At 75.3% G+C, this 15,972-nt stretch carries 16 protein-coding genes; 6 read left to right on the forward strand and 10 right to left on the reverse strand.

Annotation, left to right across the window (positions count from 1 at the left end; translation table 11 throughout):
• Nucleotides 1–21 precede the first annotated feature (21 nt).
• On the forward strand, nt 22–1,959 hold the full coding sequence (locus O2W16_RS13735) for an alpha/beta hydrolase (RefSeq protein ID WP_269159373.1): 1,938 nt from the start codon (nt 22–24) through the stop codon (nt 1,957–1,959).
• Nucleotides 1,960–1,984: 25 nt separating this feature from the next.
• Here O2W16_RS13735 and O2W16_RS13740 read toward each other — a convergent pair whose 3' ends face one another.
• Nucleotides 1,985–3,220, reverse strand: coding sequence for an arginine deiminase (locus O2W16_RS13740; RefSeq protein WP_269159374.1), 1,236 nt, complete (start codon nt 3,218–3,220; stop codon nt 1,985–1,987).
• Between the two features lie 102 nt (nt 3,221–3,322).
• Here O2W16_RS13740 and O2W16_RS13745 point away from each other — a divergent pair, with 102 nt between their 5' ends.
• Nucleotides 3,323–3,577 carry a hypothetical protein gene (locus O2W16_RS13745; protein WP_269159375.1) on the forward strand — a complete coding sequence of 85 codons (255 nt, stop codon included), beginning with the start codon at nt 3,323–3,325 and terminating at the stop codon, nt 3,575–3,577.
• A 108-nt stretch (nt 3,578–3,685) separates the two neighbouring features.
• A complete protein-coding gene (locus O2W16_RS13750; RefSeq protein WP_269159376.1) occupies nt 3,686–3,976 on the forward strand; it encodes a DUF1540 domain-containing protein in 291 nt (96 codons plus the stop codon).
• Between the two features lie 31 nt (nt 3,977–4,007).
• On the opposite strand, the gene O2W16_RS13755 is transcribed toward O2W16_RS13750, so the two are convergent.
• Both O2W16_RS13755 and O2W16_RS13760 read right to left on the reverse strand, forming a co-directional pair.
• Entirely contained in the window at nt 4,008–4,436 is a 429-nt protein-coding gene (locus O2W16_RS13755) for a hypothetical protein (RefSeq protein ID WP_269159377.1), read from the reverse strand.
• Nucleotides 4,437–4,513: 77 nt separating this feature from the next.
• Nucleotides 4,514–4,879, reverse strand: coding sequence for an STAS domain-containing protein (locus O2W16_RS13760; protein WP_269159378.1), 366 nt, complete (start codon nt 4,877–4,879; stop codon nt 4,514–4,516).
• 141 nt (nt 4,880–5,020) lie between these two features.
• Here O2W16_RS13760 and O2W16_RS13765 point away from each other — a divergent pair, with 141 nt between their 5' ends.
• Nucleotides 5,021–5,815: a methyltransferase domain-containing protein gene (locus O2W16_RS13765; protein WP_269159379.1), complete on the forward strand. Its 795-nt coding sequence runs from the start codon at nt 5,021–5,023 to the stop codon at nt 5,813–5,815.
• Nucleotides 5,816–5,827: 12 nt separating this feature from the next.
• On the opposite strand, the gene O2W16_RS13770 is transcribed toward O2W16_RS13765, so the two are convergent.
• From O2W16_RS13770 to O2W16_RS13780, 3 genes are all read right to left on the reverse strand, one after another.
• The gene (locus O2W16_RS13770) at nt 5,828–7,075 is read right to left on the reverse strand and encodes an MFS transporter (protein WP_269159380.1); all 1,248 of its coding nucleotides are present in this window, start codon (nt 7,073–7,075) and stop codon (nt 5,828–5,830) included.
• Nucleotides 7,076–7,165: 90 nt separating this feature from the next.
• On the reverse strand, nt 7,166–8,257 hold the full coding sequence (locus O2W16_RS13775; RefSeq protein WP_269159381.1) for an FUSC family protein: 1,092 nt from the start codon (nt 8,255–8,257) through the stop codon (nt 7,166–7,168).
• Between the two features lie 119 nt (nt 8,258–8,376).
• Nucleotides 8,377–9,135, reverse strand: coding sequence for a MerR family transcriptional regulator (locus O2W16_RS13780; RefSeq protein WP_269159382.1), 759 nt, complete (start codon nt 9,133–9,135; stop codon nt 8,377–8,379).
• 137 nt (nt 9,136–9,272) lie between these two features.
• Here O2W16_RS13780 and O2W16_RS13785 point away from each other — a divergent pair, with 137 nt between their 5' ends.
• Complete coding sequence (locus O2W16_RS13785; RefSeq protein WP_269159383.1) at nt 9,273–10,172, forward strand: haloalkane dehalogenase; 900 nt, start codon at nt 9,273–9,275, stop codon at nt 10,170–10,172.
• A gap of 9 nt (nt 10,173–10,181) precedes the next feature.
• On the opposite strand, the gene O2W16_RS13790 is transcribed toward O2W16_RS13785, so the two are convergent.
• A complete protein-coding gene (locus O2W16_RS13790; protein ID WP_269159384.1) occupies nt 10,182–10,769 on the reverse strand; it encodes a GGDEF domain-containing protein in 588 nt (195 codons plus the stop codon).
• A 143-nt stretch (nt 10,770–10,912) separates the two neighbouring features.
• Here O2W16_RS13790 and O2W16_RS13795 point away from each other — a divergent pair, with 143 nt between their 5' ends.
• The gene (locus O2W16_RS13795; RefSeq protein ID WP_269159385.1) at nt 10,913–11,131 is read left to right on the forward strand and encodes a hypothetical protein; all 219 of its coding nucleotides are present in this window, start codon (nt 10,913–10,915) and stop codon (nt 11,129–11,131) included.
• A 10-nt stretch (nt 11,132–11,141) separates the two neighbouring features.
• Here the strand turns inward: O2W16_RS13795 and O2W16_RS13800 are convergent, their stop codons facing one another.
• From O2W16_RS13800 to O2W16_RS13810, 3 genes are all read right to left on the reverse strand, one after another.
• Nucleotides 11,142–11,741 carry a TMEM165/GDT1 family protein gene (locus tag O2W16_RS13800; protein WP_269159386.1) on the reverse strand — a complete coding sequence of 200 codons (600 nt, stop codon included), beginning with the start codon at nt 11,739–11,741 and terminating at the stop codon, nt 11,142–11,144.
• A 164-nt stretch (nt 11,742–11,905) separates the two neighbouring features.
• A complete protein-coding gene (gene larC, locus O2W16_RS13805) occupies nt 11,906–13,108 on the reverse strand; it encodes a nickel pincer cofactor biosynthesis protein LarC (RefSeq protein WP_269159387.1) in 1,203 nt (400 codons plus the stop codon).
• An 80-nt stretch (nt 13,109–13,188) separates the two neighbouring features.
• Nucleotides 13,189–15,918, reverse strand: a complete 2,730-nt coding sequence (locus O2W16_RS13810) for a diguanylate cyclase domain-containing protein (RefSeq protein WP_269159388.1) — start codon at nt 15,916–15,918, stop codon at nt 13,189–13,191.
• Nucleotides 15,919–15,972: the final 54 nt, after the last annotated feature.

Raw genomic sequence — 15,972 nt, forward strand, 5'->3', positions numbered from 1 at the left:
CAGCGAACACGGAGGAAGCTCATGGACCGTCGCCTGGCCCTGGTGCCGCTCGCTGTCCTGGTCCTGGCCGGCTGTACCGGTGACGGCGAGGACGACAGCGCGGACGCGGCGGGGACACCGTCGACCGCGGCGTCCCGCGAGGTCGAGTGGGGCGCCTGCGGGTTCGACGTCCCGGCCGGGATCGACATCGAGTGCGGCACCCTCGAGGTGCCGGCCGACCGCGACGACCCGGGCGCCGGCACGGTCAGCCTGGCCTTCGGCGTCGTCGCCGCAGCGGCCGAGGAGCCGGCCGAGGAGCCGCTCGTCTACCTCTCCGGCGGGCCGGGCCAGGGTGCGCTGGAGATCGTGCCGCTCGCGTTCGGCGAGCTGTACGAGCCGCTCGCCCAGGAGCGGGACCTGATCCTCCTCGACCAGCGGGGGACGGGGCTGACCGAGCCCTCGCTGGCCTGCACGGAGTACAGCTCGTGGGTGCGGGAGTCGCTGGGCTCGGACGAGCCGGTGGAAGAGCTGGCGGCCCAGGCCACCGCCGCGCTCGAGGAGTGCCGGCAGCCGCTGGTCGACGAGGGCGTCGACTTCGACGATTACGACAGCGCGGCCTCCGCCGCCGACCTCGAGGACCTGCGCCGGGCGCTGGGCCACGAGGAGTGGGACCTCTACGGGATCTCCTACGGCACGCGGCTGGCGCAGACCGCCATGCGCGACCACCCCGAGGGCATCCGGGCGGTGGTGCTCGACGCCTCCTACCCGATCGACGCCGACCTCTACGAGGAGACGCCGGGCAACGCCGCCCGGGCGCTGGAGGGGCTGTTCGCCGCCTGCGCCGCCGATGCCGGGTGCGCCGAGCAGCACCCCGACCTGGAGCAGACCGTCACCGACCTCGTCGCGGAGCTGGACGCCGAGCCCGCGACGGTCACGGTGCTCGACCCGACCACCGGCGAGCGGGTGCAGGGCCCGCTGGACGGCGCCGGCCTCGTCGGGTTCCTGTTCCAGAGCATGTACTCGACCGAGCTGATCCCCTTCCTCCCGGAGGTCGTCGAGGCGGCGGCGAACGACGACTTCGGCATGATCGGCCTGCTGCTCGGCGCCTTCTCCCAGCAGCTGGACCTGGTCAGCGTCGGCCAGCAGCTGGCCGTGCAGTGCGAGGAGGAGGTCAGCTTCAGCGACCAGGAGGTGGTGGCGGCGGCCGCCGCCGAGCACCCCCTGGTCGAGAGCTTCTTCGACAACGCGCCCACGATGGGGCCGGCCGTCTTCGACGTCTGCGCCGACTGGAACGCCGGCGAGCCCGACCCGGTGGAGAACGAGGCGCTGACCAGCGACATCCCCACCCTGGTGCTGGCCGGAGAGCTCGACCCGATCACCCCGCCGCGGTGGGGCGCGCAGCTGGCCGAGGACCTGGGCGACAGCGTCTTCGTCGAGTTCCCGTCGACCGGGCACGGCTCGGTGGGGACCCACGAGTGCGCGGTGCAGCTGACCCGCGACTTCCTCGCCGACCCGGACAGCGAGCCGGACGCCTCCTGCGTCGACGACGTCGAGCTCCCCGCCTTCACCCCGGAGGGCGTGGAGGTGGAGATGACGGCCTGGGAGAGCGAGGAGCTAGGGGTCGCCGGTCTCCGGCCGGAGGGGTGGTCCGAGGTGCTCCCCGGGGCGTTCCAGCAGTCGCCGCTGGTCTCGCTGGTGCAGCAGGTGGTGCCCGGGGCGACGGCCGACCAGGTGCTCCAGCAGGTGGCCGCGCAGCTGGGCACCGGTGAGCCCCTGGAGCCGGTGGACCAGCGTGAGACCGGGGCGGCCACCTGGGACCTGTACCGGCTCGACGACCTCGGCCAGCGGGTCGACCTCGCCCTGGCCGACACCCCGGCCGGGCTCGCCGTGGTGCAGCTGACCGCGAGCCCGGCGCGCAGCGACGTCTACCGGGAGCAGGTCTTCGACCCGGCCGTGGCAGCGTTCGCCCCCGGCGCCTGACCGACCCGGCGCCTGACCGACCGGACTACGCGGGGACGGCGTCGCGCAGCACCGGGCAGCTCATGCACCGCGGGCCGCCCCGGCCGCTGCCCAGCTCCGACCCGGCGATCGGGAGCACCTCGATGCCGGCCTTCTCCAGGGCGGCGTTGGTGACCGTGTTCCGCTCGTAGGCGACGGTGAGCCGCGGGGCCAGCGCGAGGGTGTTGTTGCCGTCGTCCCACTGCTCGCGCTCGGCGGTCACCGGGTCGAGGCCGGTGTCGATCACCCGCAGCCGGTCGATCCCCATCGCCTGCGCGGCGGCGATCAGGAACGGTTGCGGGCCCCGCACCGACAGCTCGCTGGTGTCGCCGGCCTCGGGCGACTGGTCGCCGGCCGTCACGGTCCAGGCCTGCAGGTGGTCGGCGATCGCCGGGTACATGACCATCGCGTCGACGTCGACCATGGTGGCGACGGTGTCCAGGTGCATGGTCGCCCGCTGCTGGGCGATCGGCACGACGAGCACCGTGTGCGCCAGCCCGCGGGCGAACACCCGCCGGGCCAGCCGCTCGGCACCGCCGGGCGTGGTCCGCTCGCCCACCCCGACGGCGACGACCCCCGCGGCCAGCAGCAGCACGTCGCCGCCCTCCAGGTGCTCCAGGTGCGGGCCGTAGAGCTGGCCGACCCCGGTGAACCGGGGGTGGTGGGTGTACAGCGCCGCGGTCAGCGCGCTCTCCCGGTCGCGGGCCGGCATGGCCAGCGAGGTGACGGCGACCTGCCCGCCGACCCACACCGAGGAGTCGCGGGTGAACATCAGGTTGGGCAGCGGCGGGACGACGAAGTCCCCGCGTCCCATCAGCTCGTAGGCCAACCCCCTGCCGCCGCGCAGCTCGTCGTGCGCGACCCCGGTGATCAGCGCCGTGGCGAGGTCCTGGGGCGCCAGGCCGTCCAGGTGGGCGGTGGTGGCGTGCTGCAGGGTGGCGCCCAGCCGCGGCTCGTCGACGGCGGCGGCGATGACCTCCGCGCGGGCGGCCGGCAGCGCCATCACCTCGGCCAGCAAGCGGTCCAGGTACAGCACCTCGACCCCGCGCTCGGTGAGCGCCGCGGCGAACGCGTCGTGCTCCTCCTGCGCGCGGGCCACCCAGGGGACGCCGTCGAAGAGCAGCTCGTCGTTGTTGCGCGGGGTGAGCCGGCGCAGCTCGGCGCCGGGGCGGTGCAGGAGGACGGTGCGGAGCCGGCCGACCTCGCTGGTCACGCCGGGGGTCGCAGGGATCGGGGCAGACATGCCCCGAGCCTGCTGGATCTTGCTCGGGTCGGCCAGCCCGGATCGGGTGAGTCCGCCGGTGCGGTCCCGCCGGGGAACCGGCGGTCGTGGTGGACTGCGGCGGTGACGCCTGCCGACCGCCTCGCTCCGCCGGCCGCCCGGGGCGGGCAGCCGCGCTGGCTCGTCGTGCTGCTGGCCGCGGGACTGTCGCTGCTCGTGGCCGCGCTGCTGCTCTTCCTGCTGGGGCTCCTCCAGGTGGTGCGGATCGGGTCGGCCGGGCTGCTGCTGGTGCTCGTCGTGGCCGCCGTCGCCGGTGGCTACGCCGCCCGTGCACTGGCGGCCAGGCTCCCGCCGCCGGGCTGGCGCCCGCCCGGCTGACCGGCGTGTCGGGCCGCTGGCGCAGAGTGGCTGGTCAGGGCGGAGCGCCCCGATCAGGGCAGCCTCTCCTGGCTGGCGGGCGTCCCGCGGAGCTGTCAGCCTCGGGTCATGACCCAGATGCTGGACATGCCCCAGGTGCAGGACTGCTCGGTCGACAGCTGTTCGTACAACGCCGACCACGCCTGCCACGCCGGCGCCATCACCGTCGGCGGCGACCACGCCCACTGCGGCACCTTCGTCGAGATCTCGTTCCGTGCCGGGCTCGAGCGGACCGGCGTCGTCGGCGCCTGCCACCGCTCGGACTGCGTGCACAACGAGGCCCTCGAGTGCCGTGCGTCCGCGGTGCAGGTCGGTTCGGGCGCTGACGCGGCCGACTGCCTCACCTACAGCACCCGCTGACCCCCGCCGGCGTCCCTGCGGGGATGCCGGCTCATGCGACCAGCTGCTCCAGCTCGTCGGCGCCGGCCACCGGCTCCAGGGCCAACGTCGGCGTGCGCAGCACGCTGTCGGAGACCGAGAGCGCCGCGATCGGGTCGCCGTCGTCGACCAGGACGGCGCGGCCCGCGGCCGCGACCGGTCGCAGTGCGGCGAGCACGGTGCGCCGGTCGTCCGCGGCCAGGCCGTCGGTCAGGTGGTCGACCAGGACGACGGACGCCGGCCCGGTGCGCGCTCCTTCGACGGCGTCCAGCCGCTGCTGCACGCCGTCGCCGGGTGCGGCGGTCAGTCGCATCACGGCGAGGGAGGCGTGTCCTCCGGCGCACCGGGCGCTGCCCGGGTCCAGGGCGGCCATGGTCTCCGCCCGCGCCCCCGTCGGACCCAGCAGCACCGTGACACCGCCGACCGGCAGTCGCAGACCCATCACACCCACCCTCGCGTCGAGTGAGGCGAGGCTAACCTGACCGGACCGCCCTGCGCCAGTCGCCGGGGCGAGAGTGGTCAGGAGGGTGCCGGCCGGTCCGGGTCTCCGGCGGCGGACGACGCTGCGCCGTCCCGGGGCAGCAGTCGGGACAGCCCGGCTCGCGCCAGCGCCGGCTGCAGTTCGGCGGGCACGGCCAGCAGCCGCAGTCGTCCCCCGTGGCGCTCGGGCTTGCGGCTGAGGTGCACCAGCAGCTGCAGCCCCGCCGCGTCGATCGCGGTGACCGCGGAGAGGTCCGCCCGGTCCGGCCAGGCCGACGGTGGGACCAGCAACCGGAAACGGCGCACGACCTCCCGGTCGATCCGGCCGGAGAGCCGCAGCAGCGGACCGGTCTCGTCCTCGCCCGGAACGACCTCGCCGGCGGCAGGATCGAGGCCGCTGGACACAGTGCACCCGTACCCCGGTCGAGCTGCCGAAACGTGTCCGGGTGACGCCGACCACCTGCTGGGGGGTGTTCGTGCAACCGATCCCGTCCACCCAGCGGGAAGGGTGGTCCACTCTCTGGTCCGACGGTGCAGGGTGACGGGGTGGACACGTACACGCACGGGCACGCCGAGCCGGTCCTGCAGGCCCACCGGTGGCGCACGGCGGAGAACTCGGCGGGGTACCTGCTGCCCTGGCTGCGCCCGGGGCTCGACGTCCTCGACGTGGGCTGCGGCCCAGGCACGATCACCGTCGACCTCGCGGCCCGGGTGGCGCCGGGGCGGGTGGTCGGGCTCGACGTGTCGCCCGCGCCGCTCGCGGAGGCCCGGGCGCTGGCCGAGCGGGCCGGCGTGGCGGTGGAGTTCGGGGTCGGCGACGGCTACGCGCTGGCCGCCACCAACGACTCCTTCGACGTCGTGCACGCCCACCAGGTGCTCCAGCACCTCACCGACCCGGTCGCCGCGCTGCGCGAGATGGGCCGGGTCTGCCGGCCCGGTGGGCTGATCGCCGTCCGCGACGTCAACTACGCCGCCACCACCTGGTTCCCGGCGTCCGCGGGGCTGGACCGCTGGCTGGACCTCTACCAGAGCGTGGCCCGGGCCAACGGGGCCGAGCCGGACGCCGGCCGGCGGCTGCGGTCCTGGGCGCACGCCGCCGGGCTGCGGGACACGGTGGCGACGACGTCGGCCTGGTGCTTCGCGACCCCCGACGAGCGGGCCTGGTGGGGACGCTCCTGGGCCGGGCGGGCGACCGCCTCGGCCTTCGCCGAGCAGGCCGTGGGCGACGGGCTCGCCACCCCGGGTGAGCTGGAGACGATCGCCGCGGCCTGGTCGGACTGGGCCGAGGCCGACGACGGCTGGCTGGGCATGCTGCACGGCGAGCTGCTCATCCGGGTGTGACGTCCGGCCGGGTCAGACCGGCGCGGGCACCGGCTGTTCGTCGGCGTGGGCGATGTGCCGCAGCGAGCGCCAGATGAGCACGACGAACACGGCCGACCCGGCGAAGGCGAACCAGAACGGGGCGGTCACGCCCCAGTGCTGGGCGAGCACCCCGCCGATGCCCGAGCCGACCACCAGCCCGCCGTAGACGCCCACCACGTTGACGCTGCCCACCCGGCCCTGCAGCGCCGCCGGCACCGCCCGCTGCCGGACGGCGACCGACGTCGTCCCCCAGATGAAGGCGTGCGCCCCGAACACGAAGAAGACCGGCAGGGCGACCCACGGGCTGGAGGTCAGGGCCAGTGCCAGGTGGGTCAGCGTCTCCACGACCAGGCCGATCCGCATCAGGTCGCCCAGGCTGACCCGGCGGGTGATCCAGCCGTAGGTCAAGCCGCCGACGATGCCCCCGACCGCGCCCACGGTGGTCACCAGCCCGAAGCCGATCTCGCCCAGCCCGATCCGTTCGGTGGCGTAGAGCACCAGCACCGACCAGGCGGCGCCGAAGGTGACGTTGAAGATGGTGATGGTCAGCACCAGGGTGCGGACGGCGGCGTGGTGCCGCGCCCAGCGCAGCCCCTCGGCGATGTCGTGCCGCATCGCCGTCCGCCGGCCCGCGACGCGTTCCCGGGCGGGCAGCAGGACCCGGGTGACCAACACCGCCCCGAGGGCCACCAGCACCGCCTGCGCGCCCAGCGCCCACGCCGCACCGACGGTGAACAGGGCGGCGCCCAGCGGCGGGCCGGCGAGCTGGTTCACCGTGATGAACCCGGTCTGCAGCCGCCCGTTGGCGACCGCCAGGTCCTCCCGGGCCACCAGCACCGGCACCAGCGTCTGCGAGCTGTTGTCGGCGAACACCTCGGCGGTGGCCAGCAGGAACAGCGCCGCCAGCACCGCGGCGATGGACACCCGGTCGGTGGCCACCGCCAGGGTCAGCACGGTGAGGACGACGGCGCGGGCGAGGTCGACGGTCAGCACGATCAGCCGCCGGTCCAGCCGGTCGGTCAACGCACCGGCGATCAGGCCGAACAGCAGCGGCGGCAGCCACTGCACGGTCGCGGCGAGGGCGACCAGGAACGCGTCCCGGGTGAGCGAGGCGACCAGCAGGGGACCGGCGGCCAGCGCGACACCGTCCCCGAGGTTCGTCGTCCAGGACGAGGCCAGCAGCCAGCGGAAGCTGGTGCCGAGCCGCGCCGGGACCAGGACCTCACCGATGCGGCTCACGAGGGTCAGACCTTAGCCGGGCTCAAGGACGGACGAGTCCGCCTTCGCCGAGGGCGGACGTGACAGGGATGGCCATCTCTGCCGGAAGGGTCAGGCGGGGGCGGGGAAGCGGACGTGCGCATCGAGCGTCTGCAGCGACCGGTGCATCCCGACGGTGACCGCGCCGAGGGCGAAGAACCCCTCGTCGTCGGCGATCTCGGAGCTGCGCAGCAGCGCGGTCAGCCGGTTCGACGCCGACACCGCGGTGGCGATGGCGGCGTCCCGGTCGTCGGGCTGGTCCTCGGCGTCGTGGAACGGGAGCCGCACCACGCCGGCCAGGCCGTCCAGCGCGTCGGCGAGGACCCAGCCGGTGCCGTCGTCCACCCGGTCCAGCCCGCGCCGGTGCGGCTGGAACTCCACGACGAGCGTGGTGAGGTCGTCGACCAGGACGGCGACGCGGTCGAGCGCGCGGGACTGCGCCCGGATGCTGCCGGCGGTGCCCTGCCACCGGTTCGCCCGCGGGTTCGCCCGCCTGGCCCGCTCGACCTGCGTCTCGGCCCGGCGCATCTGGTCCAGGGCGGTGTCCAGCGCCTCGCCCTGCTCCTCCCACTCGTGCGGGGCCGGGAGCTGCCCGTCGCGCAGCGCCACGGCGATCGTCTCCAGGTGGGCGGCCAGCGTCTCCCGGGTCCGGGCGATCCGTTCGACGGCGGTGGTCAGCTGCAGCGGCGGGAACAGCGCCGTCGTCACCAGGACGCCGATCGCGGCGCCCAGCAGGGTGAGACCGGCGTAGCGGAGGGCGTACTCGGCCGGGTCCGACGTCCCGACCGTCAGCATCAGGACGGCGGCGAAGCTGACCCAGCTGGCCTGTTCGCGGAACAGCGACCGCCACTGCTCGACCACGACGGCCAGGGCGACGATCAGCGCGATGGTCAGCGCGTTCGGCACCGCCCGGGTGACCTCGTAGACGACGACGGCGAGGGCGAAGCCCACCAGGATGGCGGCGAGGCTGCGCCACGCCGCCGAGGCGGAGTCGGCGATCGTCGGGCTGACCGCGATGACCGCACCCAGCGGCGCGTAGTAGGCGTAGTCCGACAGCATCGGTGGCAGCAGCAACGCCACCTGCCAGGACAGCCCGGCCGCCAGCGCCGCCCGGACCATCCGCTGCACCCAGGGCTGCTGTAGTCGCCCGATCACCCAACCCACCCGACCAGGATGCGGCCCACCGTCCGGCCGACGGCGCTGGGGGGACGTGACGTCCCTCGCCCGAGGGGCTGCCCCTCACCCGAGGGGCCAAGATCGCGATTTTGGCCCCTCGGGGGAGGTCAGCTCTGGCGGGCGGCGTTGGCCTGGACGGCGGTGCTCACGTACTGCGCCAGACCGGGCGCGACCCGCTCGTAGTGGGCGGTGAACCGCTCGTCCTCGACGTACATCCGGCCGAGCCCGGCATGCACCTCCGGCGAGCAGTCGTAGAAGTGCCGGCTGATCTGCTGCCGGTGCTCCTCGGCCAGGTCCTGCGCTGCGGTCGAGTCGGCCGGCACGCCGGCGGCCAGCGCCGCGGCGAACCGGCGCTCGACGTCGTCGGACTCGGCCTTGACCCGCTGCCAGTCCTCCTTGCTCATCGCCGCGGTGCGCCGTTGCGATTGCGCCCACGCCTCGGTGTCGCCCCACCTCTCCTCGGCCTCGGCGGCGTACTCCTCCGGGAGCCAGTCGCCGAACACCTCGAACCGTTCCTCCGGGGTCAGGGAGATCCCCATCTGCCGTGCCTCCATCTCCTTCTCCACGGCCGCGACCATCGCCTGGGTGCGCTCGAGCCGATCCCGCAGCAGCCGGTGCTGCCGGCGCAGGTGCACCGCGGGGTCGGCCTCGGGGTCGTCCAGCAGGGTCGCGACCTCGTCGAGGGGGAACCCGAGCTCGCGGTACAGCAGCACCTGCTGCAGCCGGTCCAGGTCGCGCGCGTCGTAGCTGCGGTGGCCCGCCGACGTCCGCTCGCTCGGCCGGACCAGCCCGATCCGGTCGTAGTGGTGCAGCGTGCGCACCGTGACCCCGGCCAGCCGGGCCAGCTCACCCACCGTCCAGCTCATCGCCCCTCCTCTCTCGTTGACAGAGACGACGCAACAGCCTGACGTCGCGTCAGGTGCAACCCCCCCCCAACCACCGAAATGGCCATTGTGGTGGCGCACGCGGTTCAGTCGGCGGAGTGACGGGGACACCCCAGGGCATGGCCGACGACGTCCGCACGCCCGTGTCCGCCGACGACCCGTTCCCCCGCTCCCGGGTGCAGGTCGCTGACCAGGAGATGGCCTACGTCGACGTGGGGGAGGGCGACCCGATCGTCTTCCTGCACGGCAACCCGACGTCGTCCTACCTGTGGCGCAACGTCATCCCGCACGTGCGGCACCTGGGCCGCTGCCTGGCTCCCGACCTGGTCGGCATGGGGGAGTCGAGCAAGCTGGCCGACCCCGGGCCGGGCAGCTACTCCTTCGACCGGCACGCACAGTTCCTGGCCGAGTTCCTGAGCACCGTCGGCGCCACCGAGCGGGTCACCCTGGTGCTGCACGACTGGGGCTCCGGGCTGGGCTTCGACTGGGCCGCGCAGCACCCCGACGCCGTGCGCGGCATCGCCTTCATGGAGGCGATCGTCACCCCGATGCTCTGGGCGGACTGGCCGCGGGCGGCGAAGCCGGTGTTCCAGGCGATGCGTGGGCCGGACGGCGAGCGGAAGGTGCTCGACCAGAACGTGTTCGTGGAGAAGATCCTCGCCGCCGAGGTGCACCGCGGGCTGTCCGCGGAGGCGCACGACCGGTACCGGGCGCCGTTCCGGGAGCGCGCCGACCGCTGGCCGACGCTGGAGTGGCCGCGGCAGCTCCCGATCGAGCACGCGCCGCCGGGCGTGCACGACGTCGTCGACCGCTACGGCCAGTGGCTGGCGCACAGCGACGTGCCCAAGCTGTTCGTCAACGTCGAGCCGGGGTCGATCCTGGTCGGCCGCCAGCGCGAGAAGGTCCGGCGGTGGCCGGCGCTGACCGAGGTCACCGTGCCGGGTGGACACTTCGTGCCCGAGGACTCACCGGAGGAGATCGGCCGCGCGCTGGCGGAGTGGATCCCGACCCTGCGCTGACCGGGCCGTTCAGTCGTCCTGGCCGGTGCCCTGGTGGCCGTGCTGGATCGAGGTCATCGCCTCGTTGGCCGAGGCCACCAGCGACTCCGGCGTCGAGGCCCGGCCGGAGAGCGCCACGCCGACGCTGAGCCGCACGTGGTGCTCGACACCGGGTCGTGGCCGCAGCGGCGTGTCGAACGCGGCCGCGATGCGCAGCGCGATGCCCTGCGCGTCGTCGGCGGTCTGGAGGCCGGGGCACAGCAGCACGAAGGTCTGGGCGCTGATCCGGGCGACGACGTCCCCCTGCCGCACGGCGCCGACCAGCCGGCCGGCCGCCTCGGCGCGGGCGGCGTCGGCGACGGCGGAGCCGTGGGCGTCCTCCAGGACGGCCATGCCGTCGAGGTCGCAGGAGAGGACGGCGAGCCGGCCGGTGGTCGGGCCGGCGGCGGCCAGGGCGAGCTCCAGCCGGTCGATCAGCAGGCTGCGCACCGGCAGGCCGGTGAGCGGGTCGGCCACGGTCCGCTGCCGCAGCCGCTGCGCGAACTGACGCTGGGCGGCGACGACCGCCGCCGTCTGCACCAGCACGTCCTGCGACTCCTCGAGCCTGATCGCCTGCATGACCTCTCCCTTTTTCGCTCCGGCCGAGCGCCGGCCGTGCAGGGGGAGTCGACGGGTTCCCGCCCGTGCTTGACCGTCCCGGCCGGGGTCTGCCCCCTCCGAGTACCGCCGGGAGGTGCGCCCGACCCTCCTACGCTGCAGGGATGGGTGAGGTCGTGCTGCTCGTGGTCATCGGGATGCTGCTGCTCGCGCTCGTCGGACTGGGGGTCCGAGCCGGGCGTGCCTCCCGCGGTGGGGACGCGGCCGGGCGGAACGGCAACGACCCGGCGCGCCCCGACGACCCCGCTGCCCCGGACGCCCGCGGCGCCGTCAACCGCAGCAGCTGGATGCTCGGCGGCGGTGGGGGAGGAGGCGGCGGCTGACCGGCGGGGCTCAGCCGGTCAGGGTGCGGACGGTCTCCACCACCGCGATGACGGCGAAGAGCAGGAACAGGCCGGCGGCGACCCGGTGCAGCAACGCCACCGGGAGACGGTCGGCGAGCTTGCGGCCCAGGAACGCGGCCAGCCCGGAGATCACCAGCAGCGCCGCCCACGCCCCGACGAAGACCGACAGCGGCTCCTCGTAGCGGGCCGCCAGCCCGGCGGTGGCCAGCTGGGAGAGGTCCCCCCACTCGGCGGCGAACAGCACGCCGAAGGAGATCGCTGCCGCCCGCACGAACGAGGTCTGCTCCCGTGCCTGGACGGTGGCCTCGTCCTCGTCGCCGCCCTTGCGGGACTCCCGCCACAGCAGCACCGCGCCGGTCAGGAACAGCACGGCGACCACGGCGCTGACCACCGCCTCGGGCAGCAGCGAGAGCAGGCTGCCGGCGGTCACCGCGATCGCGACCTGCAGGCCGAAGGCCAGGCCGACGCCGACGAAGACCGGCAGCGGCGGGAAGCGGGTGGCCAGCACCAGCGTGGCGAACAGCGTCTTGTCGGGGAGCTCGACGGGGAGGATCAGCACGAAGGCAGCCAGGACGACGGACAGGACCACGAGTTCTCTCTCTGCTCGCGCCGACCGGCGGGGCTGAGGGGCGCCTCCGTCCGGCAGCGCACCGATGGGTGGACTGCGGGCGGAAGGTCTCGCCCACCCGCGGCGACGCGGGCCCGCTGACCGGGCGCGCGAACGCGCCAGCATGTCGACCAGCGGTCGGGGGGCTACTCCCCTTCTCGGTCCAGGAGCGTAGCCGACGTCCCCGGGTGGGCCCGGTGCGCGGCTGCGGTCGCCGCTCGCAGCACCTCCTTGGCCGGCAGCCCGAGCGAGCGGGCCAGGGCGGCCACGTCCTCGAACTCCACGCTCACGTTCACCACCCGGCCGTCGAGGCGCGCGACCTTCACGCCCACCGAGCCGCCGAGGACCGCGACGCGGTGCTCGGTCCGCTGCAGCGCGACCTTCTGCACCGGCTGCGCCCGCAGCCCGATGGTCGAGGTCGAGGCCACGACGACGTCCTGCACCGCCGCGCGCGCCGCGGGCGGGCACAGCACCGACAACGTGTGCGCCGGGCGGCCCTTCTTCATCAGGATCGGGGTGAGCCAGGCGTCCGAGGCGCCGGCGGCCAGCAGGTCGGCGAGCACCCCGGGCCACAGCCGGGGGTCCAGGTCGTCGACGTTGGTCTCCAGCAGCAGGCCGGTGGCCGGCTCGTCCACCGGCTCGCCGAGCACCAGGCGCACCAGGTTGGGCAGCTGCTCCGGGTCCCGGCCGCCGGCGCCCGAGCCGACCCGGGCCACCCGCATCGGCGGCAGCGTCGTCCACTCCTGGACGTGCGCCGCCACCAGCGCCGCGCCCGTCGGGGTGCACGTCTCGGCCGGCACCGGCCCGGCGACCACCGGCACCCCGCGCAGCAGCTCCAGGACGGCGGGACCGGGCACCGGCACCACGCCGTGCGCGCCGCGGGCCGAGCCGCTGCCGAGTGCGACCGGGGAGGCGCTGAGCCGGTCGAGCCCGAGGTGGGCGAACCCGGCCACCACACCGACGACGTCGGCCAGCGCGTCCAGCGCGCCGACCTCGTGGAAGTGCACCTCGTCGGCGGGCACCCGGTGCACCCGGCCCTCGGCGACCGCCAGCCGCTCGAAGACGGCTCGGGCACCGTCGCGGACCGCGGGGGGCAGGGCGGCGTCGGCCAGGATCGACCGGACGTCGGTCCAGGTGCGGTGGACGTCGCTGGGCGGGGCGTGCACGTGCACCCGGGTGGCGCCCAGCCCGTGCCGGGTCGTCGGCTCGGCGGTCAGCGTGACCGGCTCGACCGGCAGCGCGGCGACGGCCCCCGCCAGCACCTCCAGCGGCACCCCGACGTCGACGAGCGCGCCGAGCAGCATGTCCCCACTCGCCCCCGCGGAGAGGTCCAGCCACCCGATGGTCACGCGCCGATCATGACGTGACGGAGTCGATCATCGGCAGGTGGTCGCCCGACACGCCGCGCAGGGCAGCCGGACGCCGATGATCAACTCGGGGGCAGTGCGGCAGTGCGGCGGGCGATGCGGGCGGCGAAGACGCCGGCGGACCAGCCGTTGTCGATGTTGCTGACCACGACGCCGGGCGCCGCGGAGTTGAGCATGGTGAGCAGCGCGCTGAACCCGCCGAAGGAGCTGGCGCCCTGGCCGGCCGACGTCGGGACGGCGACCACCGGCACCTCGGTCAGACGGCTGACCACGCTGGCCAGCGCCGCGTCCAGGCCCGCCACGACGACGAGGCAGTCGACGTCGGTTAGCAGCGACCGGTCGGTCAGCAGCGGGTGGATCCGGCTGCCGCCGACGTCGTCGACCCGCACCACCTCGGTGCCGGTGACCCGGGCGACGAAGGCCGCCTCGGCGGCGATGGGGGTGTCGCCGCTGCTGGCGCACAGCACGCCCACCCGGCCGACCGGCTCGGGCACCGGGCCGATCGCGGCGGACATCGCCGCCGCGTCCATCGTCGTGTAGGCGTCGTGCTCGGTGGCCAGCGCGACCAGGGTGTCGGCGCTGGCCCGCACCACCACCGCGGGGTGGCCGGGGTGTTCCCGGCGGGCCTCGCGCACCAGGGCGAGCACCTGCTCGGTGCTGCGCCCGGTGCCCCAGATGACGTCCGGACCGGTGGCCAGGACCGGCGCGGCGGCGACCGGCGGCGGCACGGCGGCCGCGGCGGGGGCGGGGCTCGCCACCGGCTCGGCGACCCGCTGCGCTGCCGGGCGGGTCGAGGGGCCGCCGAACAGCTCGTCCAGCGGGCTGCGCAGCCGGACCGGCGGCTCGACGTCGGCCGGGGCGTCGCCACTGGCCGGCTCGACCAGCAGCGGGGCGAAGCCGCCGGTGGCGTCCTCGGGCTGCTCGTCGCGGTCCTCGGGGAGCGGGGAGGTCACCTCGCCGACGGCGGACGACGTCGGGACGGCCACCGGCGCCGTCTCCTCCGCGACCGGGCCGGTCTCGGCCACGTGGTCGTCGACGGCGACCGGGGCGGCGTCGGCGGCCCGCGTCTGGGTGACGCCGGACAGCCGGACGACCCGGTCCCGCCCGGCCCGCTTGGCGTCGTAGAGGACCCCGTCGGCGGCGGCGAACAGGGTGCGCCGGTCGTCGCCACGGGCCGCCTGGGCGATGCCGACGCTGATCCGCACCGGCACCTCGACGCCCAGGGCGGACCAGTCGTGCGTGGCGATCGAACGGCGGATGCGCTCCATCGCCCGCTCGGCCTGCTCGGAGGTGGTGTCCGGCAGCAGGATGACGAACTCGTCACCGGCCCAGCGGCACACCTCGTCGGTGTCCCGGCAACCGTCGACCAGCAGCTGACCGACCGCCCGGAGCACCGCGTCGCCGGTCGGGTGCCCGGCGGCGTCGTTGATCGCCTTGAACCGGTCGATGTCGACCACGGCCAGCGCCGGCAGCGCCCCCGCCGACAGCAGCCCGTCGAGTCGGGCCTCCGCGTAGCGGCGGTTGGGCAGGTGGGTGAGCGGGTCCTCGTAGGCCTGGCGGCGCAGCTGGCCGGCGGCCCGCTCGGTCTCCAGCAGGCTCTTGCGCCGGCCGAACAGCTCGACCCAGCGGGTGCGCCGCTCGTCGACCCGGTCCAGCTCGTCGGCGAGGTAGGCCTGCAGGTACGGCAGCGCCCGGGCCGCGTCGTCCAGCTCGGCGTGCAGCGTGCAGAGCTCGCGCAGCGCGGCCCGGCGCAACCGCGGGAGCCCGTGCTCGGTGGCGGTGGCCAGCGCGGTGGCCAGGTGGTCGTCGGCGGCCCGCGGGTCACCCGAGCGGCGCAGCGCGCGGCCCAGGCCCAGCTCCGCGGAGGCCAGGAGCGCGCGGTCATCGGCGCGGTCGGCGGCGGAGACAACGCTGGTCAGCAGCGACCGGGCGGCGGCGTGCTCACCGAGGCCGACCAGCGCCCAGCCGTGCACGACCTGGGCGTCCAGCAGCCCGGGGACGCCGGGGTGCAGCTGCCCCAGTGCCCGGACGGCGAGGTCGCGGGCCTCGGCGAAGTGCGGGGCCGCGGCGTCGGCGCCGCCGTCGTCGAGCAGCCCCTCGCCGACCTCGGCGCAGAGCGCGGCCAACCGGGTCGCGGCCTCGGCGGCGAGCGTGTCGACGGAGTCGGCCGCGGAGTCGGTGCCGGCCGCGCTGATCGCCTCGGCGGTCAGGTCGGCGGCCCGGCGCTGGTAGTCCAGGGCCAGCGGCATGAGCTCCAGGTCGGCCAGCACGGCGGCCAGCGAGCTCAGCGTGTGCACCAGCAGCGGGCTCGGCGGCAGGGCCGGGTCCAGCAGGCTGGCCGCCTCGACCGCCTCGTCCATCGCCGCGTCGACCCGGCGGGACAGCAGCTCGATCCGGGCGTGCCGGACCAGCCCGGCGGCCCGCTGCAGGTCGTCGTCCTGGGCGTCGAAGGCCGCGCGGGCCGAGCGGACCAGGGAGATGGCCAGCGCCGCCTGCGTGGCCGACTCCGAGCGGCTGTCGCGGTCCACGGCCTCGTCCGGGGCGTGCAGGTCCAGCGGGCCCTCCTGCTCGGGGCCGCCCTCGACCAGGGGGTCGCCCAGCAGGGAGTAGCCGGCCCGCCGCAGGCGCCGGACCAGCAGCTCGGCGCGGAGGGTGTCGGCCCAGGCGCGGGCGAGCGAGGTGAGCGGTGCCCCCGAGTGCTCGTCGACCGGGGCGGCCGGCAGCTCGCCGTCGATCTCGCGCAGCAGCGTCTCGGCCGTCTCCAGCTGCCAGTTCGTGAGGGCTGAGCTCACTTGCTGGTGCAGCAGACCGGGTGGCACCAGGGCACTGTGCCCCGGAGCCGACGG

Origin of the sequence: Modestobacter sp. VKM Ac-2984, assembly GCF_026967985.1 — a bacterium.
In the GTDB taxonomy this organism is placed as follows: domain Bacteria; phylum Actinomycetota; class Actinomycetes; order Mycobacteriales; family Geodermatophilaceae; genus Modestobacter.